Below are 22,903 nucleotides of genomic sequence, written 5' to 3'. Positions count from 1 at the left end.
CGAATGACATCCGACGTTGTGTGTGACGTGAGCAGCTTCGCTCCGTCGCTCAGCCACTACCGCCGGGAATGGACACCAAAAGGCGACGTGGGCTTGAGCGGTCTCTGGGTCGGAGCTGTCGTCAGCGACGCGAGCGGCAGGCAGTACTGGGGTCTCAGAGGTGCCGACGACTTCGTCCGGGGCATGACTCACGTCGTGTCACCGATCTGCGGGTTCCGCTTATTGGCACGTGATTTCAACACCCCAGCCGACCATCTGTTCAGCGAATACTCGACCATTGATTGGTTCGAGCCGCTGACCTACCTAGCAAGCGCTGAGCAAGTTCAGACGTTCTATCCCAGCGGCAGAATCGAACGTGACGACGAGGGCTTCCATTGGTTCGACGCCAGCGGACGGTGGGAGATTCACGGAAATACCGTCAGCGCAGTCGTACTCACTCATGTTCCCACTCAGGATGAGCTGGCGGACAACGACGTGTACTACCGCCACGAACTGATGCACGTGACGGGGTCCATCGACGGCGTCGACGTCTCCGGGTACGCGCATCAAGACTTCGCCTACGGGCCCGACGGTCTGATTTACACCGAGCTTCCCATTGCCCGAAATCTGCAGGGAATGTGGATGTCGTGGCTTCACGAGTACGACGACGGTACGGTCGGTGGCGGCAGTTTCTGGCAAGGCCGAAGTGGACTCGACTTTGGCCCGGGGTATCAGCTCAGAGACGGACGCACGACCGTGCACAACGACGTCCGCGCACAGCCGAGCTTCGACGCGAACGGGCGGCTCATCAGCCTGGATGCCACACTCGGCGATGAGTCCTACAGGTTTGCCTTCAACAATATGGGTAGCCCACTTCACTACTTTGGCGAACTCACATCCGACACCTCAGGCCGATCAGTTGCGCGCAGTTGGTGCTGGGTTGAACACGCGGGCGACCTGCTCACACCGGATCTCCTTGATCTCGCCTCGGCACAGTTCAGGTTGGCCCGAGGTCGCTAGCCTTCACCCACGTCGAATAATGCAGTCGCTGAGGTGACCACTTTGCCGTCGTTGCCTTCGTCGACCAACAGCATTCGCACACCGACGCTGGACGTGCCGCCGGCATGAGCCACACCGTCGACACGGAACGGGCCCACCTTGCCGCGAGCCATGAACATCACGTGCCAACTGCGGATCTGAAGGTTCGCGGTGCCTGCGACCTCGGCCGCCAACTCCGTCGCGGCAGTTTCCAGCACAACATGCTGAGGACCGATGTGCAGAGCCGCGTCCGGTGACGCGAGATCCGCGCTCAGGGTGGGGAGCGTCCAGTGCCCGTCGTCGCGGCGGTTCGCCCCGAACGCACGCCACAGCGGGGGAAGATCCGGCGAGTCCTCGATATGCAGCGCATGCTCGTCGACATCCATCCTGTCCAGCCCGTCGGGCGGGATACCGATGATGGCACCTTGGCCTTCGTTGAAGGCGAGGACGCGACTGGGATTATCGGCATCGACGATCAGGCACCGGCCAAAGCCCATGGTGCGCCCCTGATGGATCACCCCCGACCCGACGATCTCGATACGTTGCACATCCACACCTGGGTCGATGATCTGCACCGAGGCGATGACCGGGTTCGGCACGGCGACCATGTCCGTTTGGCATCCTTCCGGTGAGGCGATGGCCAACGGAGCCGCCATGAGTCCACCGACTCGATTACGCATATCGCGGCGGATGGTGACCGTATCGTCCACGGCACCGTTGTTCATCAACGAATGGTGACGTCCGATATAGCGATAGCTGAGCAATCCGGTCCACCTGCGAAACAGTTCCGACCGATAGGCTTCGGTGTCCCCGGCCAACTCACGGATGTCTCTGAGCTCGCTCATGGCGTTCCTCCTTGACGTAGTGCCTGCTTCAGGTCCGGATGACGGTGGGTCGTGCTCCTTGCGCACGAGCGTGTGGTAGACGGGAGCGCGATCGCGTAGGCGCCAGAAAGTACCGAACGGATCGTTGAAAATTCGTCCGAGAACGAACCGAAGTTCACTGAATCGATCGCCACACCGGATTGATCGTTCCTCGCCCCTCATTGCCTGCTACCAGTTTCACGCTACGGGCACCCGCTCCGGAACGAGCGTTGGTCGAACGCGCGATAACCGGAATACCCAAGAATGAGAATATACCCTCTCCGAACGACGTTGGGTCGCGGCGAGTCACAACAACGAGGCGTCGATCGACGGTATCCCCGGTGGGGTGAGTCAGGTTGGTTCGAGGCTGGAATCAGGTTGTGGCTTGATGAACGTCGGTGATCAGGTGAGTCAGCCGCGATGAGGCAAGCTTCCATTCGTCGGCCTGGCGGATCCAGCGTTGGGTGTAGTGCCCGTAACCGGTGACCGATATTCCGTTGTCGTACACGGCTCGGTCTTGCACGGCCCAGATCACCCGCGCTTCGTCGGCGTCAAGGTCGATTTCTGGGGTGTGGACCTGATGTGCGGTCTTCGCTCCGGCCACCAAAGACTGCAGCAGCGCCAGCGTCTTATCGCGGCCCACGGTAATGACTGGTTCGGAAGCGCCGTCACTCATGCCGAATTCGATGTCTGGAGTCATCAACACCGCCAGGGCGTTCCAGTCCCGCGTATCGAGTGTGCGGCAGTATGCCGCCTTGGCCTGGGTCAGTTCGTAGTAGGCGATCAACTCCTCGTGCCCGGTCATGCGACAGCCAGTTCAAGATGATCAAGCCGACGCACGAGGAGGCTAGGCAACCAGCGCCCCGTGTGGGCTGCATCAATGTGCTTCGTGCGTTGCAGCAGTTGACCGATCACGACGGTCGCTTCCAGCCGGGCCAGGGCTGCACCCACGCAGAAGTGCGCCCCCTTGCCGAAGGTGAGGTGAGTCTTGCCGACTGTCCGATCGAGCCGGAATTGGTTGGGGTCTGTGAAGTGGGCGGGGTCACGGTTGGCTGCTCCCCACATCAGCAGCAGTCGTGAACCGGCTTGCAGGTCAACGCCACCCAGTTCGGTGTCGGTGACGACGTGGCGATAGTGACCCCGAAACGGTGGTTCGAAGCGCAGCACCTCTTCCAGGAACACGCCGAGCAAGTCTGGTTGCTCGCGAATTTGGTGCTGGATCGTGGGGTGCGTCGCCAAGATCCAGGCCGCCGAGCCGATGAGCGAGGCCGTGGACTCGCCTCCGGCGCTGAACAGGGTGATCATCATTGCCAGCGCGGTGAATTGGTCCAGATCGCCCGTAGCGGATGCCGTGGCGAGGTCGCCGAGCAGGTTGTCTTGTGGGTTGGTGGCGGCCTCTTGGAATAGTTCGGCGATGTATCCGCTGAGTTCCATAACTGAGATGCCGGCAGCGGTCAGCTGTTCTTGGGTGACCAGCCCTTCCACGAATTGGGTGGCAGCATATCCCCACCGAATGAGCTTGTCGGTGTCCTCGTCAGGGACACCGATGATGCGTCCGACGATCATCATCGGCAGACGGTTGGCCATCGCGCCCATCCATTCGATGCGACCGCCCTGTACTCGGGTGCCCCATATCTGCGTCGAGGTGTCGGCGACAAAGGACTCGATGGCACGTATGCGCTTGGCCGCCAGATGCGGTAGCAACGCTTTGCGATGCAGGGCATGAGCGGGATCATCGGCGGTGGCCAGCGCCTGGGTGGCGCTACCGAGTTCACCCATCGGGAAGGTCCCCACCGTGCCATCGGCGTTGCGCATCATGGTGGCGGTGAGATTCGAGGAGAAGTCAGTGCACCGCGCTACGGCCTCATTGACGGCCTCCCACCCGCTCACCGCGTAGAAGCCCGAGTCACCAATGCGGTGGACGGGCCCCTCTGTGTGCATGCGTTCATAGAGCGGATACGGATCCTGGATGAACTGATCATCGAACAGCGCCAGCCCCAATGTCCCCGCCAGTGGTGTCATCGGTTCAGGCTGAGGGGCTCAGCCCAAGTGGTCAACAGATCACGATGAAGTCGATACGGGCAGTCACCATGGTCGGTGGTCGGCGTCTCAGCTGTGCACGCTGAACTGGCCAGATAGCCGATAATCGGTAGCTTTCCGTCTCAGACCTGAGATTATGGCTCCGAGGCGATACAAGGAGAGCGGCTGGGTGGCGAGACGGGATTGGGTCGTCGGTGGAGATCGCCGGGCCGCGGCGGCCGAACGCATCTACACCGCCGCTGCCGAACTCATACTCCGAGACGGACTGGACGCGTTGGACGTCGATTCGTTGGCCGAGCAGGTGCACTGTTCGAGGGCAACCATCTACCGCTACGCCGGCGGTAAGGCACACATTCGAGACGTCGTGCTGCTGCGAATCGCTTCCGGCATCACCGACACCGTCCGCGCCGAGGTCAAAGGCCTGACAGGGTCGCAACGGGTCGTCACCGCGATCAGCTCGGCGCTGAAGCAGATCAGGTCCGACGCGATACGACGATTGATGATGACGTCGAGCAAGGCGCCCGCGCTGAGCGACCTGCATTCCTCGCCGATGCTCGGTGCCTTGGCCGCCGAACTCACCGGGATCACCGATGATGACCCAGCAGCAGCGTTGTGGATCGTTCACGTAGTGCTATCGATGGCCTACCTGCCGATCGGGGACGAACAAATGGAGGCCGAAATTCTGCACCGGTTCATTGCCCCGGCGTTCGAGGCCCCGGCGTTCTAGCACCAACCGGCCCGCGCATCATCAGCCGATGGTGCACCCGGCGCGGGGTCGGTGGGTCGCGCTCCACTCATAGGGCGAACTCGATCGCGCTGAGTATCGACATGGTGCAACCACCAGCAGTGGTGTCGACGCACCTACTGAAGTGAGGCTGTTGACGTGGGGCGGGCGGGGCTCGAACCCGCGACCAAGGGATTTGGTTTTGACGTTTCCCGGACGTTGTCCTGAAGACCGGTTAATTCCTAGCAGCACAAGGTTTTTGAAGCGCGTTGAGATCCCGACGGATTTCGTCGACTCCGGTCGAATCCCGATCATTATCGCTGAATATTCGATGGCGAAACGCATCTAGGCACCACCCCCGACTTCGACTCCGGAACCGGCTTTGCCTACGCACCAGTTCTGGCCCCAGCTACGTCCATCACGAGCGCCCCAACTGCCGACCTGAGGCATTCGACGACCCAGGAACCTCGGACCCGACCCAGGACGCATCGGTGGCGCGTTGTCATCTTCGAACCGAAGGCTGAGCGGTCATGGCCACCCAAGCCCTCAAACACCCTCCAAATTTCAGGGTGTTGCTTCGACCGGTTGAACCTAGTCAGTTCACCTCATGGGTTTTCGGGGAGAAGATCCGGTCGGCAGGACTGCTTCCGTCGTTCGGATCAATCGGCGACGGCCTGGACAACGCCATGATGGAAAGCTTCTGGTCTTCCATGCAGATCGAGCTACTCGACCGCCAGAAGTGGAAGACCCGCGTCGAGCTGGCCAACGCGATCTTCGACTACATCGAGATCTTCCACAACCGCCAACGCCGCCACTCGGCGCTGAACTACCGCACCCTGATCGAGTACGAACTATCCTTCACCAACGACACCCTCACCGCCGTCAGTTAGCCACCACGACTGGAACCCAACACGTAGGGCAGGTCAAACTGTCACCTATTCGTGCAGCAGACCCAAACATGGACTACCCACCTAGTCCCGCAGATCCAGTGCAGGGTGGAACTACCGCGGGCTTCGAAGACCGCCGGCCGACGACGTGCGGATGGACGGGGAGGCTATTCAGCTGGGGCGACAACGCGCCCGAACTGGCGTCGACATCCTTCGACGTGTCCGGCCAAGTCGATAGGCTCCCAGCATGTCTCAGTTACCCATATGGGCCACGATCTTGACTTCCGGCGCAGCTGGTGCGCTCGTGACCGTGCTCGTAAACCGCTTCCTTGTGGGGCCGCGCCCCGACCTGCGGCTGGCAGCCTCCACGGCGTTGGTGGAGGACATGGAGCGAGTGACGCGTGAGAATGAGGGCAACTTCACCGGAATGACGTGGTTGCCGGCAGGGTGGGTGCGGCTGACGAACCACGGCGACGGCACGGCCCACGACGTAAAACTGACCGGCCAGCGGTGCAGGCCGCGAGTATGGATCGGGGACTCGGGTGAGAAGCCGTCGGCCGGACAACCAGTGCAGGCCAGGTATCCGCTGTGGAGCGACACTATCGCGGCGGTCGAACCAGGCGAGTCGGTGAATGTGTGCCTCGCTGCGCGCGACGATCCGTCCGAAGCGAAGCCCATCGTCACCGCGAGCTGGCCGCGACTCGCGGGGCGGAGGTGGGCTGGAACCCGCGCGGTCACCCTCGACTGTGCGACATCGCGGCGGGTCGAGCACGGCATGCCAGGACAGACTGAACTCGGCGAGGCGTGAGGTGGCCTCCCTTATCGAGATCACGCAGAGTGCCCTGAGCGGCACACGGAAGATTTCGCGACACCGGACTCGTAACCTCGCCATGCACGGCGACGATCCGACCGGGCGGCGACCCGCGGTCTTGCTCTTGCGATCCAGAAACCCAAGGAGCCGGTCAGCTTCGGCATGGGACCGAGCGAACATCCGGCTGGACGTACTGACGATGGTCGGTCCCGCTGCACCGTGAGAACCAAACGCGGCGGCGCCAGCGGTTCGTCGGAGGAGTCCGGGTCCCACAAGTATCCAACGTGGATCCCGGGCCCGACATGAGCATGGCGATTCCGCCAAAGCTGTCGCCGGCGGCGTCCTTTCCACCAGCTCGTCGAAGTGAAATCGGATGGAATCGACGGTGGCCAGCCTGCACACTAACCATATGAGCGATGCATCGCTGGGCGAACTCGACGGAGTGACCCGATTCCTAGATTCTAAAGTCGACGAGAATCCAAGGGCTGTGATCTCCTTACTAACCCAGAAGGTTTCAGAGACCTTGGGTGACCCTCCGCTATTCTCCAGTAGGACCGAAGCAGCGATATTAATGAACGCGGCGGGCGTGGTGATCAACGCAGCCAGCCGTGACGCAGACGAGGAAGCGCTGCGGAGTGCCGAAGATTGGATGTCGCGTGTAGTTAGCAGCGGCATCCTGACAGGCACCCAGTACGAGTCGGCTGCGCTATACAACCTGGCAAACAGCCAAATGGAGATTGCTGATCTTAGAATCCTGCGTGAGGCAGCAGTTCCGTCTGACAACCCTGACGCGAGCCCGACACATGCTCGCCTAGAAACACGTTTCGCCAATCACCAGCGGCTTCGCTCAGCGCGATCGAACTTCCGAGCATCCGCCCTGACCACCACCGACGACCTTGAACGCAGCACTCGGTGGTGCAACCTAGCCAACACCTTGGACCAATCCGGTCGCTGGATTGAAGCGTACGACGCTTACGTTCGTGCCCTGCGTGCCGCACCACACAATGGCAATGCTGCAGGCAATGCTGCTGTGATGGTCAGCAGAGTGATTCGCGCTGGCTGGGATTACGAGGGCCACTTGTGCAGCCTCTACGACAAATATCTGCGCCAGGCAAAAGAAAACCGTTCCGTCACCGTTGACGTCGCAGGTGAGGCCGCTGCGCAGAAGTACGACGCAATGTCGCTGACAGGAAGTGATGTTCCCATCACCTCTTCGCCTGAAGAAGCCGATCCGTACCGGCAATGGATCATGAAAAATCGACTAGCACTCGCTGCAACCCTGGAGGGACTCGGATACAGCGAGTTCAAGGATCGTTGGGACACAATCGGACTGAATTGTGCAACTACTGGTCCCGAAGCTATGAGCCCACCGCCAGTCTTCGCGATGCTCAACGTGCTTAAGTCGGATTTCTTAGTAGCCAGAAAGCTTGCATTCGAAGCAATCCAGATACAGTCCGCTGACGACGGACACCTCCAGCACCGATCAGATCCTGGCCTGTACACCGATACGCTTGATGGTGGTTTGTACGGACAAGCTTCTTCCCAGCTTACCCTTGCCCATCGGGCTGCAATGGACGTGCTTGACAAGACCGCCGTTGCCGTCAACGAACACCTCCAGGTCGGCGATAATCCCAAGCGAATCTTCTTCTCGCGGTTCTGGTTCGAGGATAAGAAGCGCACCCAACTTCGGTCTTCGCTCGCCAATCAAGCACGATTGGCGAGCTCTGTCCTCGCGATGGCCGAACTCGCACTCGACATGGAACCGGGCGGCCTATACGAGCATGCTCAGGAAATGCGAAACGCAGGGACGCACCGTTTCGTCAAGATCTACCGAGGGCCGGCAGATCAAGCAAATACCCCCTCGATTCAGGTCATCACGCTGCAGGCGATGCAGGCCACATGCTTGGAGGCGCTCACGGTCGCCCGCGCAGCGTACATCTATCTCACAGAGATGCTGCGGATCTTTGAGGATACGAAAGCGAAGAGCCGAAATCGAATGGAGTTAGTGCTCCCGAATGTTCGGTAACGTTTCGCTACGAACGCATGTGCCTCAACGTAATTGCCATCGAGTGGCCAGCAGATAACGTCCAATTATCTTGGCGGCCGCACCTTAACGCGGCGCCGTCACGCCTTATTAAACGACGCGCTCAGTCCACCGGTAACCAGTAGGCGCTGGTGTCTGACGGTTGCTCCGACGGGTCGTGATCACTGGCGCGCAAGTCAACTGGCAATCCCGCGGACTCCCCCATCTTCACAACTTGGACTCCCCGAAGTTGTTGCGGCCGGCATACTTCCACCACGTACAGCGCCCAGAGGGCACTCAGTGCGAGCTCACATCCCAACAGTTCACCGGCTGCAGCGGATCCGTCGGACTGGATACCAGTCATCACACCAGTCGATGAGAACCGGGCATGAGCACGGACCAGTGACCACGAGGGGTGCACCGCACCAGACAGATCACTATAGATGTCGTACAGCAAGTTGGTTGCGCCACCTTCTGCGAAGCGCCCGCACATGGCATCAAGTTTGGGTAAGCCCAGCTCCTTTGGTGCTTCGCCCACCAGACTGTTCAGCCGCTGATCGCTCAGACCATGAGCAACCTGCGCGAACGAGTCATCGCTTTCGCCCATCCGGCGAATATTGTTGATGAAGCGTCCATGTTGTTTGTGCGCCTTGTAATCCATGTGGGCCTTCAGGCGGTACTCACCATTGACAGTCAGAAGAACCCACTGCGCGGTGAGTGCATGCTCGAATGCAATACGCGCACTAGCTTTTGCGACCCACGGGTACCTGGACCGCATAGCGAGAGCAGCCTCTACATGGTTGATTGCGTTCGCGCACAAGGGAAAGCACAGACGAAACTTCCGATCGAGCCTCTGCTCGATCTTTATACCTCCCGGTACCTCGCACCACTCAGTCCAACAGGCCACCGCGGCTTCGGCGAGCGCAACGAAGGCGATCTCTGACCGCGTGACGCCATCGGCTTGCCGCGCTTCGCGGTTCTTCAGCGCCTCGCGAATATCCTTATTCGAGTAGTCATCCACAACAGCCACCTCCGCCGCATCGGGCTCATCTACGACTGCGTATGCCAGCATCAGGTGGTCATCTTCACACCGTAGCGATGCATCACGAGCAACCTGATTGGTCTGCGCATTCGAACCGCAGGACCGTACGCCTGTGCGGGAACAATCATGGTGTTGTTCGTATCAGGCTCACGAACGGGTGTGCGGCTTCCACGATGCTGGTAGCCATCTCGACAGCTGCCAAAGCTTCCCTGTCGCTGTATTCGCGGCCAGCATGAGTTGCGCGGTTTCGGGGCCAAATCAGGTCACGTTTCAGCTGGTCTGACAGGAGACCGGGCTGCAGCGTCCTCAGTAGGGATTCGCGCCCTTCAAGAGCGCGGTACTTCTCTGCCAGCGCCTTTTTCACGGGTTCGTCAGTGCCGACTCCATCCAGATACTTGTCGATCAGAGCCGTCATTGCGATCTCTGCCGCCGTGCCCGCGTCGATGATCGCACGCCGGTTCTGACCTGCTCTCATAAGCGAGCGAGAGTCACGGATTAAGAGCCACTCAGCTGGAGGTGACTGCCTCCCGGCAGTCGTGGCACACATTTGCAGCTCGTCCACCCGCAGCTGACGCTGCGGCATCCCTCTCCGAGGAGAGGGGAAGTACCGCCAGTGCACGTCTGCCCGCTCGCCCTTCTGGTCGCTCGTCCAGGTGAACAGCGGGCGCAGCCGAGTGAGGCCGCCTGGATCTCCCCCGAGACCCACGAAGTCCTGTCCCGTCAGAATCCCTACCCACGACGTGAACCGTGTCCAGTAGTCGTCAAGTTCGCCAAGAAATTTCTGGGCAGCCGCCTCAAACTCCTCATCGTCAGTCGCTTCTAATACCGTGGCAAAGCGGCAACGGAGGACCACAGCGCTGTCTCTCGCGGACTCGGGATAAACAATCTTGGCGCGTCCGTCGTCCAGGACGGCGCCCCAGACGGGATCGGTCATGTGCTCTTCTTCCTGGCGCTCGGCTGAGTTTCGCGGACCAGCCGTCCAGATCGGTGGCACGAGGTCCCACTTGGGCACGTCGGGCATATCTAGCCGTTGCCGGATCTCCGGTGGAAAGGGGTCAGGTGTCGTGTCCACTTGCGGCAAACCGATAGTGAGGTCATAGCTTGCGGTGTTCGACTCGACCCTCTGGCCCAAGCAGCCCGTCGTTACGTACAAGCCTGACCCGCCGACCACAAAATGGCCCTCAAACAGCCGCGCATTGTCTGCCATCCCAGCATCGTCGCAAGGTGTGCGAGTTCGCGATGGCCGAGACACGCGGGGCGGTGGTCTCTGTCCCGGCAGCCGACCGGAGGTATTCAGAGGCCGTGCTTTGGCGTTGTCTATCTTTGTTCGGTGTGGGGGACGCTTCAGAGATTCAGGTGGATGCCGCTGGGTTGACGGTGTTGGCTGGCCGGTGTGCCGAGCATGCCACCGCCCTGGCCGCGGTGACGTCGCCGGCGTTGAGCGGCGTGGGTGCTCAGCCATCGGCTGCGGCCGTTCATGCCGCGCATGCTGTCGTGCAGGCGACCACCGCACGGCTCGCGGCGCGACTGTCAGACACCGCGACCACCGCCACCAGTGCCGCCCAGGCCTACACCAGCACCGACGAAGCGTCTGCTGCTGCTGTCGGTGCCGTTCCCGACGGCCTGATCGAGATCTAACCGCTTGTGGCTGCCGTGACCGCGGTGCCCACGCTGTCTGCGATCCAGGCCTGGGACACCACCCACCTCGATGACGCCGCCACCCACTGGACGACACGGGCCTGGCAGTGGGAAGAAACGTTCAACGCCGTCTACGACGAATCCCTCCACCCGGGCGGAACAACCTGGCGCGGGGCCGGTGGTGAAGCCGCCGCTGCCCGCGCGGCCGCCGACAAACTCATCGTGTCCAGGCTGGCGGATCGGTTACACAGCGCCGCACGGATCGCCCGCAACGGCGCCGAGGACATCGCCGCCGCCGGCCACGACGCTCTCGACGCCATCACTGCCGCCCGCAGCGCCGGCTTCACCGTCACTGAAGACCTCTCGGTCATCCCTCCGGCGTCGAGCGGGCTGCTGCACCAAGCCCAACTCCACGCCCAAGCCCAAACCTTGGCCGCGCAGATCCGCACTCGTGCCGCCGAGCTACTGGCCGCAGATACCCACGTCGCCCAACGGATCAGCACGGCCACAGCCAATCTCGACACGGCAGCCTTCGGCGAGCATCCCATGGCCCCGCCCGCGGCGCCGCCACGCAAACCCACCGTGGAAGCCGTTGACTATCACGCCTTCAAAGACGCCCCACCCGGAAGCCCGGAGACCCCTGATCCGGGGCCTTTGCAGCCGGTTCATGATGGCCATGATGTCGAGGACCTGCTGAAACAATTCGAAAAGGGCAGCCGCAGAGTGCGTCAGGTGGAATGGCCCGAAGATATCGAACGGCTTTATGACACCTTGGTGAAGAACTCCGTCGGCGAAGCACCGCCGACGAAAACGCCCTACGGCGACGGCGGCGCCACCTTCGGGCGGGTGCTTCCCGACGGTACGGTCATCCGGATGCGACCCTCCAGCGGTTCTGGTGGGCCCACCATCGACGTGCAATACCCTTGGGGTGGTGGACAAAAGGTGCATATCCCGGCGGGCTCGTCCACCCCGATCATCAGCGCACTGCCCGATCTGCCGCCGGCAGCCCATCCCCCACTGACGTTGCCGCCCCCGCAGGTGGGGCATCCGCCGGTGGCGGTGCCACCGGCATCAGTATTTGATCCCCATGGGCTACCGCCGTGGTTGCAGACCTCGTCCCCTCCGGGTTTCGCGCTGCTGCCCGCCCAGCCCCCCACGATCATGCCCGGCGTCGCGTTGCCGACAGGCACCACCGGGGCGCTAGGCGGTGCTCCAGGGCCGTCGGTGCTCGACAGCATCGGTCACGGGTTGTCCTCTGCCGGGCACAGCATCGCCGACGCGGGCCAAGCGGCCGGCCACGGGCTGGTCGAGGCCGGTGAAACCGCGGGCGGAGTGCTTGCTATCGGAGCTGCCGGAGTGGTGGCGATAGTCGGTGGCCTGGCTAAACTGGCCACCCCATGATTTCTGCTGACCATCAGCCGGTGCCGTCCTGGCAACGCCTCCAAACAGCATCGAGCCTTCTCGACGTTCTGCTGCACGACGAGGAGGTCACCGATGTCGGCGAGTTGCCCGCCGGCCACACCGCGACCCAATGGGTCGGTACCCTCACCGTGCCCGCAGGCTGGGAGGCCGTCAGCCTCGACGACCCAGCCACTCTGGGCTTGGCGGCGCCCCCGCCACGATTGGCCGCCTACCGGCTTCCCGGATCCGACACCCCGATCGCGGTCGAGACCCTGCATCTCTTCTCGTTCACCGGTGCGCCCGGCTTCCGCGCCATGCTGAGCAACGCCGCCGTCACGTTCACCGACCTAGGCGCCACCGACATCCACACCGAGGTGCTGCCGATCCCCGTGCGCCGCTGGTCTGCGGCCATCCGCAGCACCGCCACCGTGGCGGCAGCCGGCCAGTCGGTATGGAGTGTGCAATGCAACTATCTCGCCGGCAGCGGAGCCCGCTACGCCGGGCGCTTGATCGTGCACAACGTCTCGGTGATTACCGACCACCGCGACGCGCTGGCCCCTGACACCGCGGTGCTGTGCGAGCAGGTCTACCGCGAGTTCATCGCCGCCGTGGCCGCTGACCCGAACCCGCCCGACTTGGACTTTTAGTCGTCGGTCGCCACGATCAACCGCAATATACGGGTTTGGCGGTTGATCACCACGAATTCATGGAAACCGGTCAAACCCACTACATCGCCCCAGTCATGCTCGGCGCTGGCCCGCAAATCCGCCAACTGATAGATGCTGCTGGCTTCCCGCATCGGGCCAAACACCTGGGCGTTCAACACGGGGTAATCGCTGTCGGGCACGACCGCGTCATAGTTAGCCCACGTGCTGATCAACGCTTCAGCCGCCACCGCCGACACCGCCGAGAAGCTCTCCCAGCTGATCGCCGCCAACCAGTACGGGCCATGAATGAGCTTCGCGTCGCGATACTCCGGGCTTGCGTAGCCGTGGCGGTAGCGAACATGACCGATCAACAACTCGATCACGGCGCGGTCGTCGACAGCGTCGGGAAACACGAAGGTCTGCACATCGATGAACTGATAACCGCCGTTATGGATATGGATCAACTGGTGTTCGTCAAACACCAACTGCTCTTCCACCGCCAGCGATGTGCCCGTCACTGCCATAGTCCTTCATTCTCTCGTACCCGCACCGACCGCGCCGCAGACACCGTGCACCCCAACTGTGCCACGACAGGTCGACAACAACCATCGTCTCCGTCCCCACGACCGCTTGTGGTGCCCCATGGGGTCGATCGCGTCCTCCCCACGGGATTAGAACCAATACCCGACCGCCCCTCAGACCGCTGCCGCTGCCACATTTGGGCTAGATGAGCGTGCCCTTGGAGCGACCCGACGCAAGTATTGTTGCCCTGCAGCCACGCTCACGATCAATGCGGCTGCTGTCCCGCACGATGATTGTCCCCACCCGTATTCGCTGTACCGCCTTGCATGTTTGTCACGCCCACAGCGGAGCCTTTCTCGATATAGGCCGCTTGGTGCGTGCCGGCAGGCGCGGTCAAGGCTCGGCGCCAGCCGACCTCGCAGCGGCCCGTTGGCCTTGACCGCACCTGCCGCCACGTTCACACACTGGCGGCAACCGAAAAGAGCCGCAGGGAACAGCCACGCCGAGACGGCCACGACGCTCGAAGAGGCGAAAACGCCCGCCTCCACGACGAGCACTCGATCGAACCACGAGCACGCCGAGCGCTGGTGTGTAAATGGTTTCTTGAGCTATTTCTGCTGTCTCGCCTGATGCGTCGTGGTCGCATTCGTACTGGTCAGAGCGTCGCAGCCGTTTCACGGCATCGACGGTCTATCGCCTGTTTTCTCGCGTCTTGGCACACTGGCGGCACAACGGGGGGTCCTGTTTGCTCGTCTTTTTCACGGCACTCGACAGTTGGAACCACGCGTCAGATCCGTCGCCGATACCCCGACAGGCGTTCAAACTGCTGATCTCTCTATCGAATGCCCACTACGCACATATGGACGAGGTATTCAACCGAATTCTCCGGCGGTCCGCGCTGGCTTCACCTATCGCGGCGGAGTTCACTGCTTGTAGTGCTGCTGCCTGATCACCGTAAGTGCACCCGCGGCGTCCCGGCCGAGGATGGTGACCTCCACGGTCGGAATCTCTCCCGACTGCGCTTGGTTAATAAACTCCAGAGCGTGTGCCGTGCAGTTCGATTGCCCGGAAGAGTCGTAACAGTTGTCGATGGCGACGCGGGGGGTGAAACGGCCTCCCAATTGGTCGGCGCCATCGATCCACGCCAGGCGGCCCTCCCACCATCGTGCCAATGCTCCCTCGTACGCCGTGGGGGCATCGACGTCGACGCCGAACACCTCGACCTCGACATAACCGGCATCTGCTAAATCCCGGAAAATCCGCGGTCCTTGCCCATCCCACGCCAGGGTGCCTTCAACAACGATGTTCTCCTTGCGGTCCACACTAATTCGTCGGATCAGATTCGCTATCTCGACTGACTCGTTGTGTACGAGCGATGCGAGCTCGCGAGGCGCGAGTCCATACCCATCTGGCAACACCTGGCTCAACAAATCGCCGTAAATGCCGTCCGCAACGGCCTTTACAACCAATGCGTCCTTGATCTCGTCCGCATCGATCACTCGATACTCGCCAATGTTGACCACCCTCGCGCGTACCGCTGTTGACTTGCCAGAACCAGGAGGCCCCGCCGTGATGATTGCTGACCGTCCGTCACGGCGCGGATCCGCCCGCTCCAAGTACTCGTCGATGACCTCCCTCCAGAAGGCGCGTCGAACGATATCGCCCAGGGGATAGAGGGCCTCGGTGCGGTTAGGCGAGTAGCGATCGAGCCTGTCTCCAGACTTCGACCAGTTCGAGAGACGATCGCCAACTTCGTCGCGGCGACTACTGCCGGTCGTCACTGGGCAGTTTTTTCGATCTGCCGCCTCGCCAGAGTTTGGAACTCGTCATCAGTGAGCTGATCCCGATAATAGGCAAGCTCGATGTCGTCCCAATCGCCAGAGCTGTAAGCGTCGGTGGCGACATCGTCGATTCTAACGACAGAGCCGAAGGAGTACTTCCAGTTCAGGAGGTACTCCATCATCTTTTCAGTGGTGATGAGACCCGCCGTGCGCCGGTCGATGATTTCCATCGGCGTGGCATCAAGAAGTTCGGGCTCAGCATTGATCCGCCGCAGAATCCGCTGCACGGTTGCCTGAGACCGTTGCACGATGTCACTGATACGCCGTTGCGAAAGTCCTTCGTTGTTGGCGGCACGGTAGATTCCGCGCTCGAGCTCGCGCTCGTCAACGCGCGCCCTCGCGGCCAGCTCGACCAACGATTCTCCACCTGCAAGACCTAAATTCCAGCCGAACTCGTACGACGTTCCCTGGTCCTGGGCAACACCATGCCCGGGTGTGTCCTTGATACTTTTGTTCCTCGTCCCGACCGCATCTGTCGCCATGACCAATTACCTTCCCGCGCGATTCAAGATGAATCATTCCCAGTGTACGACCTATTGCCATTTGGGCGCCACAGCTTCAGATTGGGAGTCGCCCGCCACTTTGACCTGCACATATGCTCCGCTATGAATCCGGCAGGCCCCGTCCGCGCGACGGCGGGCCGGATTCGCCTGGGGGCTCGGAGCGCGGTCATGTCAACGGCGGACTGCGGCGACCACAGCCGGGCACGTCGGCGCGGTACTCCCGGGGAAGGCCGACCGACCGCCGACCGGTCGGCCTAAAGCCGCCCCGTCCACTTCGGAATATTTCCCACCTAGGTGTTGCGGGTCTCTCGGTTACTGGCTTACGTGTGTCGCGACACTAGCCGGGCCGGACCGTTCAACCTTGCCTTTAATCGCGGCGCTGAGACCCGTCGGCGGTCGCGCCCGTAGCCCAGGACGTTCGGGCGCGTCGGTGGTTCCATTCCGCGCCGCCGTCATATAGACACGGACGATGACCTACACACGCGAAGAATGGGTCGAACGCTTGAACACAGCTGCCGGGGCGGGCGGATTCCTCGATCTGGGCGACGAATCGGCGCCTTTCCCCGCAGACGCGCTGCGTGAATTCATCTTTCGCGGCGGTCCCGATCTGGACTATCCGGCAGGGATTACGATTTTCAGCGTTCGGATTGAAGGACTTCTTGATCTCTCATATCTCACATTTCTCCGACCGCTCCGCATCCTTGGGAGCTTCATCGAAGGTCCGGTCGATCTAACGGCTTCAACCATGGGCACGCTCGATTTCACTGGGACTTCAGTGCAGTCGTTGTCGATGGATGGAGCGAAGGTCACGGGCGATGTGCTTCTTCGTGATGGCTTCAAGTCCGCGGGCGAGGTCAGCTGCCTAGGAACACAAATTGGCGGGACCCTCGCGCTCGCTCACGCGACCCTTCAGAACAGGGGCGGTATTGCATTAGGTCTTGACGGTGCCGCAGTAACTGGCGGGATCGTCGCTGACAACCTACGGACGACCGGAGTAGTGCGCGGTGTCGGCGTTCGCGTGGCCGGTCAGATGATCCTCAACGGAGCGAAATTGATCAACGAGGGCGGAACCGCGCTGAGTCTCGATGGCGCCGAGATCCATGCCGGACTTTTCGCATCCGATGGATTCACCGCGGTAGGTGAAGTGCGCGCGTTATCTGCCTCGATCGGCAACTGGCTGTCATTCAGGGATGCCCACGTCGTCCACGACGGCGCTAATGGCGTAGCACTTGATCGTTCAACAATAACAGGCATTCTCGATCTCCGCGGCGCGACCTTCACTAATCCGGGTGGCGACGCACTCAGCATCGAGAATTTGCGCATTGTCGGTAACGTGCTGATGAGCGACGCTTTTCGGACGGAGGGACGGGTTCGTGCAGGCGGTATAAAGATCGAGGGCAGTCTGTCAGTCGAGCAAGCATCGCTGAATAACGCCGGAGGTGACGCACTGAGTCTACCGGGAGCGGAAATTTCCAACGGTTTCTTCGCAAGACAACTTACCGTTCACGGCAGAGTATTTGCCCCGGTGCTGCTGGTTGGAGGCCAGCTCGACATGGAGGGTGCGTCCCTCATAAATCACGACGATGCAACACTTTTGCTTGACGGCTCGACTATTACAGGTGACTTTCTCCTTCGCCAGTGCAGCGTCATCGGAGGAATCAGCGCGAGCGGACTGAAGGTCAGCGGTCGGTTCATCTTGGCCGGCACGGAACTACTCAGCGAGAAGACGGGTGCGCTGTGGCTGGCGGGTGCTTCGATCCGCGAGATGATCCTTGGTAATTTGCGCGTTGAGGGAAGGTTTGACCTAACTCGGGCTTCGATTACCGAACTGGATGTTGTAGGCGACCCGCCGGCCCCCCTCGCCGCTGCGGGTTGGGACATCGGAAACCTCCACGGCCCGATGCACAACAATTGGGCAGCGGTGGATCGGTGGCTGGCGACTGCCCCGGCCGAAGTTTCCTCGGTCCAGCCTTGGCAAGAAATGGCTGACGTTTTCAAGAACAACGGAAATCCCTCCGGTGCAAGACATCTGCGATACTCAGCTGCGAAGCGACTCGCTAGGCAATCATCAACATTCGAGAAAGCCGTCGGCTACGCCAACCAAGCAGTGATTGGGTACGGCTACTATCCGTTCCGGGTCGTGTTGTCGTTCGCAGCGGTGCTCTTTGTTACATGGGCTCTCGTGCACCTTGGCCGTTCGAACATCGTTCCGGCGAAGCCAGAGGAAGCACTCAAGGCCGTACAAGCGCATGCCGCCCAAACGCATACGCAGGCACCGCAAAGCCCAATTACCGGCGCAACTCCGTGTGAGATCCTTCATCCTAGTTATCCTTGTTTGCAACCGATTACGTTCACATTCACAAATCTTCTCCCAACTTCAGGGAGCACCTCAATCACACCGGACTGGGGATCGCGCTCAGACTCCTGGCTCACCGTTGCGCTAATTTTGTCGAAGATCATCGCGTGGGCGCTCGTAGCATTGTTCCTCGCGGGAATCTCCGGGCTGCTCAGAAAGGAGTGAACGTGTTTGGCCGGACCCCGTGAATTGCTCCATGGCAACAAGAGTCGTCTGAGGTATGCGGTAGTGAGTTTAGCTGGCTGGCCGCTTGGGATCTGGCTGCCGTCGGCCAACAGTGCCGGTTCTCTCTTCATCGATCCCGGCTCGCGGTGGCAGAACGCTTGGATCGAATCGTTCAACGGCCGCCTCCCCGATGAACTGCTCAACTCGTGGCGCTTCGACTCACTGCTGGAGCCCGAGTGATCATCGAAGACTGGCGAGCCGATTACAACGCCAACCGGCCCCACTCCGCCCACGGTGAACTCACCCCGTCAGGGATCGCCCTACAGTGAGCCACGACCCACCAACTGAAAGCCCATAGCGACTCGACCACCAATCGGGTCCCCTCACTGACAATAGAGCGGACTGCGCCGGACCTAGGACCCCACAGAGGGGCGGCGGTCACCGGAGCCTTGAACTCCGGTGACCGCCAGATGGAGGATTAGCACTGATGGAAAAGACGCCAAATATCGATCGCTGTTCGAGCAACCGACGCGAGAGCACCGATCACAGTCCATATGCGAGGGTTGAGCGAAGGCTGGGACTTGATCTTCATCTTTGAGACACCTCCTTTCTGATTGTCTGGCGGTGCCGGCACGGGAGTAGCCGGTATTCCCAGCCTTCGACCTGGGGGGTTCAGACATAGAGGGCGCGGGGGGTCATCTAGGGGTCATAATCTCGGAGTGAGTACCGAACCGATGGTCATCACCGCTCAGCTGGAAGCCCTCCGGCGGACGGGAATTTGGAAGGTCGCCGACTGGGACCAATTCGAGGTTTTGTTGACCGCGCTCGGATATCCAACGGGCCACACACATCCGACGGGCGATTCGGTCGCCGAAAGACTAACAGCGGCGATCGAGGGGCTACCGGAAGATAGAGATTCCACGGCAACGAGGTTGAAGTATTTGTTCGGCGTAGAAACCGGATACCGCAAGGCCGACCCAGAAATACTGACGCGGATCGTCCGCCGAAACATAGATGGACTTGGCGAGGACGAAAACGATGACCAAGCATTCAAGAGACGAAATAGACGCGCTAGAGAGAAGCTAGCTGCGCAAATAATCAAACTTTCAAACGACCGGTCAATGTTGATTCCTCAGTTTACCGACGGCGTGCCCCTCGTTCCGCGGGAGCAGGAACAGTCGGTGGCTGCGTGGGCCGACTCTGGCCAGAGGATCCTCTTAGTTGCCGGAGACACGGGCAACGGTAAGTCGACCGTAGCATTACAGGCCCTAAAGACCTATCTCACCCCCCATGATTTCGCCATCGTTGACGGTTCGTCATTAACGTCATTGCTGGTCGACATGAACGACATTACGCAAAAGATGGATTTCGAGTTCGATCGCGCACTGACTAACTTCATGCACCACCTAAATGTGACGATGCGTGTCGGTCGTAAACTATCGGACTTCATCCTACTCGTCGACAACGTCGAGCAGTGGAGCACCGTGAGCCCCCTGGTGATGAGGAACGGTCCTAGATTGTTGATCACCTCGGAATTCCGGGACCTTGTTCCACGAGACATCCCCCACCAATACCTCCCGATCGAACCCCCTTCTTTAGATATTGCGCGGAAAATAGCCCGATTTCTTCGCGAAAATGAATCCGACAAGGATATCGAAGACTTTGTCGAGGCAGTCGGGCGCAAGCCCCGTCTTATTGTTGATTGCCTGGGAATGCACAACGAGCGAGAAATGCCACTTCGAACTATGACTTTGTTAATCGAAAATGAGAAAAGCCGAGTTGTGCAGAACCGCTCAAAGCATGAGCGCGCCGTCCATATCTTGTATGAGAAATACTTCAATCGACTCGAAGCAAGGGATCATCAGGCCGCGCGCTGTCTTTTATCCGTAGCCTTCATCGGCGAAGGCCGCACGGATGCCACAGTTGGATCGCTCATTATAGCCACTTACCTCGCCACCGAATACGGCATCGAGAACCCAGTGCACGGCTCGACGTGGCCGAACACGGGCGACGTCGACCCGGCTATCGCGGTATCGCTCAACGTCTTGATGGATCGTCACCTGATCTCGCGCGACAATCGCTCAATCTACATGCACGGCATTACCGCAAACTTGTTTCGTGACATTGGGGAGACCCTTGCCTTTACAGCCTACTACGCTGTAATTCTGGCCTACATGACAGCCTGGGCGGCCGAGATGGAGAGCATTGTTGCCCGCGATCCCCAGGTCGATGACGATTGGGAGCTGACACTGTGGCAAGAAAGAAACCGTGATCAGCTGATGTCATTTACTCAACCATGGGCAGTGTGCCTTCGTCGGGCATTAATCGGTATGCCTCTAGAGCACTATTATCACCTGCCCCAATATCGGGATACGATTGTTCAACACTTGAGTACATATTCGTATCAGGCGGGCACTTTCGCAGACTTTGAACCGCTGTTACGAAGGGCGTTGCTGGGCACTTCGCAAGTCCCAATGGAAGCCGACATCTTGAATTCCCTGCTGGAGAGTGGGTACAAAGCGGGGATTGCAAGCCGAGAGGAATATGCGCAGACGAAACGCCAGCTGTCCCTCTTGCCGCGTCGCGAGAACCATCCATATGTACGTTTAGCGACGGAGATAGATATGGAGCAAGTTCAGTACGATCACAAGTCAATCGCAGCCCGCATTACGAACATCGATGTTCCGATGGAGGAGCTCGGAGCTGTTGGCGTGTGGGACGTCATCGCAGAACACTATATCTGGATACAGAACTTATCGACAGCCCTAAAGATAAAGCTAGAGATACAAAGGCGTGGCAGATTCGCTTCACTGTTTGGACCCGCACTTCTAAGCGGTGCTGCAGAATGCGCATCGCTCACGCGGAATGATGCTGCGTTGAGCGTGGTATCAGGGCTAGCGGAGCGGTATTTTCCAAACCTCACTGGAGAACGGGCACCGTATGGCGATAAGCTGCTATCACAGGAAATTGCAGCCTGGCAATTGCGCATGACGGCGCGACAGCAGCACGCCGAATGTGCTCGCGCGTTTCGGGAGGCGGCTGAAACCGCCATGGGAATCGGTCACAAGCGTACCGCAATGAAACACTACGCTGAAGCACTCCAACTGTCGTGCATCTCCTACGTGTCCACAAAAGGCGGCTCGTCGATACTGCCGACGCCCAAGCATCCTGACTTCCAGGACATGTTTGACGGGGTTGATGAACTGCACCTGATCGACCGTATGAGTGTCGTCGCACTTCTTGCGAATTTTACGGTAGACGGCTTTCAGTCTGATTCCTTGGCTCTGGTCGAAGCTGCTTTAGCTAGATCCGAGAAGCGACAGGATATGCGCACGTGGATCCTGTGCACGATGGCTTGGCAGATTATGCGTCGAGGGACGCAAGCGAGCAAACCCGTAGGCGATATTCGCGCCAGACTTAGCGGCCTGCTCGTCCAATCTGGCCGTTTCGACGATACTAATGGCGCAGACAGATACATAGGCGGAACCATAGATACGGATATGGAAGCCGTCTTTTTACTCTAATTGGATTCTTTTTCTGAGGACTTCCAATCGCCGTTGTTTACAGTGCCATTTTGATTGGAACGTGCAACCGGAGTAATTGAGACGCCGTTCTGGCGGTTTATGCCGCGCACGAGGGCCTGGTATACGTTTTCAACAGCTTGCACACTAATGGGCGACGCGAACGGCCACTTCGTCAGCGTGTACGTTGGGAATATCGTCCTCACCGATATTTCTCGCCGTTCAACCATTCCTTGGATCGAGGAGTCGAAGAACGGTAGGGTCCCGCTAGACGAAAATGATGCCAAAATTAGAAATGCGACATTCGGTAGCGCGATTGTGTAATAGAACGTCAAGCCTGCATTAAAATTCGCGGGATGACATGACAAGTATTCACTGAGCGCAAGTCCGGGTTCTACATTGACGATTCGTACACGAGTGGCTATTTCACTGAGATCCCGGTCTAGGATTAGCTGGACCATACGGCGTACGGTACTGGCGTCAGAATCACCGAATTCAAGCACCGACAATAAAGCGGTTTTTAATGACCATAATGCAACTGGCTTCGCATCTTCTCTTGATAGTGTATGTTCCGTATTTCGGGCAAGCTTCTGGATTAGTCCCACCGCCGATTCATCGATCGTCACTGCCTTGTCCCGACACGTGAAGCAGACGGACTCGATGGCCGTGTTCCACAAGCTAACGAATGGTGCCGAGTGTTCGGCAAATGTCCTCGGCAAGCGACGGGCGGCCGGAGCGCGTAGCGTGTCGGGCCGAGGGATCCTCCTCACGAAATCGGAGAAGCATGGCAGTGCGGCCAGATCATGGTCAGGATTTGCGCAAATATCGCATACTTCGGGGCGGCCCTGTGCTGAGCTGGAAGGCTGTTTCATCAAGACATCGTACGTTCAACTCACGCTTGT

The 22,903-nt window shown here is 60.0% G+C and carries 18 protein-coding genes and 2 pseudogenes; 11 read left to right on the top strand and 9 right to left on the bottom strand.

Translation table 11 applies throughout. From position 1 onward, the window contains the following. Positions 1–3: 3 nt before the first annotated feature. Positions 4–999, top strand: coding sequence for a hypothetical protein (locus FHU31_RS20960; RefSeq protein WP_167162098.1), 996 nt, complete (start codon positions 4–6; stop codon positions 997–999). On the opposite strand, the gene FHU31_RS20955 is transcribed toward FHU31_RS20960, so the two are convergent. From FHU31_RS20955 to FHU31_RS20945, 3 genes are all read right to left on the bottom strand, one after another. After that, entirely contained in the window at positions 996–1,862 is an 867-nt protein-coding gene (locus tag FHU31_RS20955) for a hypothetical protein (RefSeq protein ID WP_167162096.1), read from the bottom strand. The genes FHU31_RS20960 and FHU31_RS20955 overlap by 4 nt on opposite strands. A gap of 391 nt (positions 1,863–2,253) precedes the next feature. Continuing rightward, complete coding sequence (locus tag FHU31_RS20950) at positions 2,254–2,685, bottom strand: nuclear transport factor 2 family protein (RefSeq protein ID WP_167162094.1); 432 nt, start codon at positions 2,683–2,685, stop codon at positions 2,254–2,256. Then, a complete protein-coding gene (locus tag FHU31_RS20945; protein ID WP_167162092.1) occupies positions 2,682–3,902 on the bottom strand; it encodes a cytochrome P450 in 1,221 nt (406 codons plus the stop codon). Before FHU31_RS20945 ends, FHU31_RS20950 begins: the two co-directional genes overlap by 4 nt. 187 nt (positions 3,903–4,089) lie before the next feature. Between FHU31_RS20945 and FHU31_RS20940 the strand changes: the two genes are divergently transcribed. From FHU31_RS20940 to FHU31_RS20925, 4 genes and pseudogenes are all read left to right on the top strand, one after another. Beyond that, positions 4,090–4,647: a TetR/AcrR family transcriptional regulator gene (locus FHU31_RS20940; protein WP_167162090.1), complete on the top strand. Its 558-nt coding sequence runs from the start codon at positions 4,090–4,092 to the stop codon at positions 4,645–4,647. Positions 4,648–5,240: 593 nt separating this feature from the next. Beyond that, positions 5,241–5,534 (top strand): annotated as a pseudogene (locus FHU31_RS20935) (integrase core domain-containing protein); the annotation flags it as partial. 301 nt (positions 5,535–5,835) lie between these two features. Continuing rightward, positions 5,836–6,339, top strand: coding sequence for a hypothetical protein (locus FHU31_RS20930; RefSeq protein ID WP_167162088.1), 504 nt, complete (start codon positions 5,836–5,838; stop codon positions 6,337–6,339). 412 nt (positions 6,340–6,751) lie between these two features. Continuing rightward, a complete protein-coding gene (locus tag FHU31_RS20925; RefSeq protein ID WP_167162086.1) occupies positions 6,752–8,368 on the top strand; it encodes an LA2681 family HEPN domain-containing protein in 1,617 nt (538 codons plus the stop codon). A gap of 121 nt (positions 8,369–8,489) precedes the next feature. Here FHU31_RS20925 and FHU31_RS20920 read toward each other — a convergent pair whose 3' ends face one another. After that, on the bottom strand, positions 8,490–9,437 hold the full coding sequence (locus FHU31_RS20920) for a hypothetical protein (RefSeq protein ID WP_167162084.1): 948 nt from the start codon (positions 9,435–9,437) through the stop codon (positions 8,490–8,492). Positions 9,438–9,531: 94 nt separating this feature from the next. Beyond that, positions 9,532–10,614: a hypothetical protein gene (locus FHU31_RS20915; protein WP_167162082.1), complete on the bottom strand. Its 1,083-nt coding sequence runs from the start codon at positions 10,612–10,614 to the stop codon at positions 9,532–9,534. A gap of 125 nt (positions 10,615–10,739) precedes the next feature. Between FHU31_RS20915 and FHU31_RS20910 the strand changes: the two genes are divergently transcribed. The 3 genes from FHU31_RS20910 to FHU31_RS20900 are packed head-to-tail and all read left to right on the top strand — an operon-like array spanning position 10,740 to position 13,093. After that, on the top strand, positions 10,740–11,045 hold the full coding sequence (locus tag FHU31_RS20910) for a hypothetical protein (RefSeq protein WP_167162080.1): 306 nt from the start codon (positions 10,740–10,742) through the stop codon (positions 11,043–11,045). 24 nt (positions 11,046–11,069) lie between these two features. Next, positions 11,070–12,446: a hypothetical protein gene (locus FHU31_RS20905; RefSeq protein WP_167162077.1), complete on the top strand. Its 1,377-nt coding sequence runs from the start codon at positions 11,070–11,072 to the stop codon at positions 12,444–12,446. Continuing rightward, the gene (locus FHU31_RS20900) at positions 12,443–13,093 is read left to right on the top strand and encodes a hypothetical protein (RefSeq protein ID WP_167162076.1); all 651 of its coding nucleotides are present in this window, start codon (positions 12,443–12,445) and stop codon (positions 13,091–13,093) included. Before FHU31_RS20905 ends, FHU31_RS20900 begins: the two co-directional genes overlap by 4 nt. On the opposite strand, the gene FHU31_RS20895 is transcribed toward FHU31_RS20900, so the two are convergent. From FHU31_RS20895 to FHU31_RS20885, 3 genes are all read right to left on the bottom strand, one after another. Then, complete coding sequence (locus FHU31_RS20895; protein WP_167162074.1) at positions 13,090–13,617, bottom strand: hypothetical protein; 528 nt, start codon at positions 13,615–13,617, stop codon at positions 13,090–13,092. The genes FHU31_RS20900 and FHU31_RS20895 overlap by 4 nt on opposite strands. A gap of 921 nt (positions 13,618–14,538) precedes the next feature. After that, positions 14,539–15,396, bottom strand: a complete 858-nt coding sequence (locus FHU31_RS20890) for a zeta toxin family protein (protein WP_167162072.1) — start codon at positions 15,394–15,396, stop codon at positions 14,539–14,541. Then, the gene (locus FHU31_RS20885) at positions 15,393–15,938 is read right to left on the bottom strand and encodes a helix-turn-helix domain-containing protein (protein WP_234901540.1); all 546 of its coding nucleotides are present in this window, start codon (positions 15,936–15,938) and stop codon (positions 15,393–15,395) included. The genes FHU31_RS20890 and FHU31_RS20885 overlap by 4 nt, the downstream gene beginning before the upstream one ends. 490 nt (positions 15,939–16,428) lie before the next feature. On the opposite strand from FHU31_RS20885, the gene FHU31_RS20880 reads away from it, so the two are divergent. The 3 genes and pseudogenes from FHU31_RS20880 (at position 16,429) to FHU31_RS20870 (ending at position 22,004) form a co-directional block, all read left to right on the top strand. Continuing rightward, positions 16,429–18,480 (top strand): hypothetical protein, encoded by a 2,052-nt coding sequence (locus tag FHU31_RS20880; protein ID WP_167162070.1) that lies wholly within the window; start codon positions 16,429–16,431, stop codon positions 18,478–18,480. Between the two features lie 114 nt (positions 18,481–18,594). After that, a pseudogene (locus FHU31_RS20875) lies at positions 18,595–18,809 on the top strand (integrase core domain-containing protein); the annotation flags it as partial. Positions 18,810–19,199: 390 nt separating this feature from the next. Next, complete coding sequence (locus tag FHU31_RS20870) at positions 19,200–22,004, top strand: hypothetical protein (RefSeq protein ID WP_167162068.1); 2,805 nt, start codon at positions 19,200–19,202, stop codon at positions 22,002–22,004. On the opposite strand, the gene FHU31_RS20865 is transcribed toward FHU31_RS20870, so the two are convergent. Then, the gene (locus tag FHU31_RS20865; protein WP_167162066.1) at positions 22,001–22,627 is read right to left on the bottom strand and encodes a hypothetical protein; all 627 of its coding nucleotides are present in this window, start codon (positions 22,625–22,627) and stop codon (positions 22,001–22,003) included. The two genes, FHU31_RS20870 and FHU31_RS20865, sit on opposite strands and share 4 nt — an antisense overlap. Positions 22,628–22,903: the final 276 nt, after the last annotated feature.

It is taken from the genome of Mycolicibacterium fluoranthenivorans (assembly GCF_011758805.1).
Taxonomy (GTDB): domain Bacteria; phylum Actinomycetota; class Actinomycetes; order Mycobacteriales; family Mycobacteriaceae; genus Mycobacterium; species Mycobacterium fluoranthenivorans.
The sequence above is the reverse complement of the archived record's forward strand: the minus strand, read 5'-3'. Positions and strand labels throughout refer to the sequence as shown.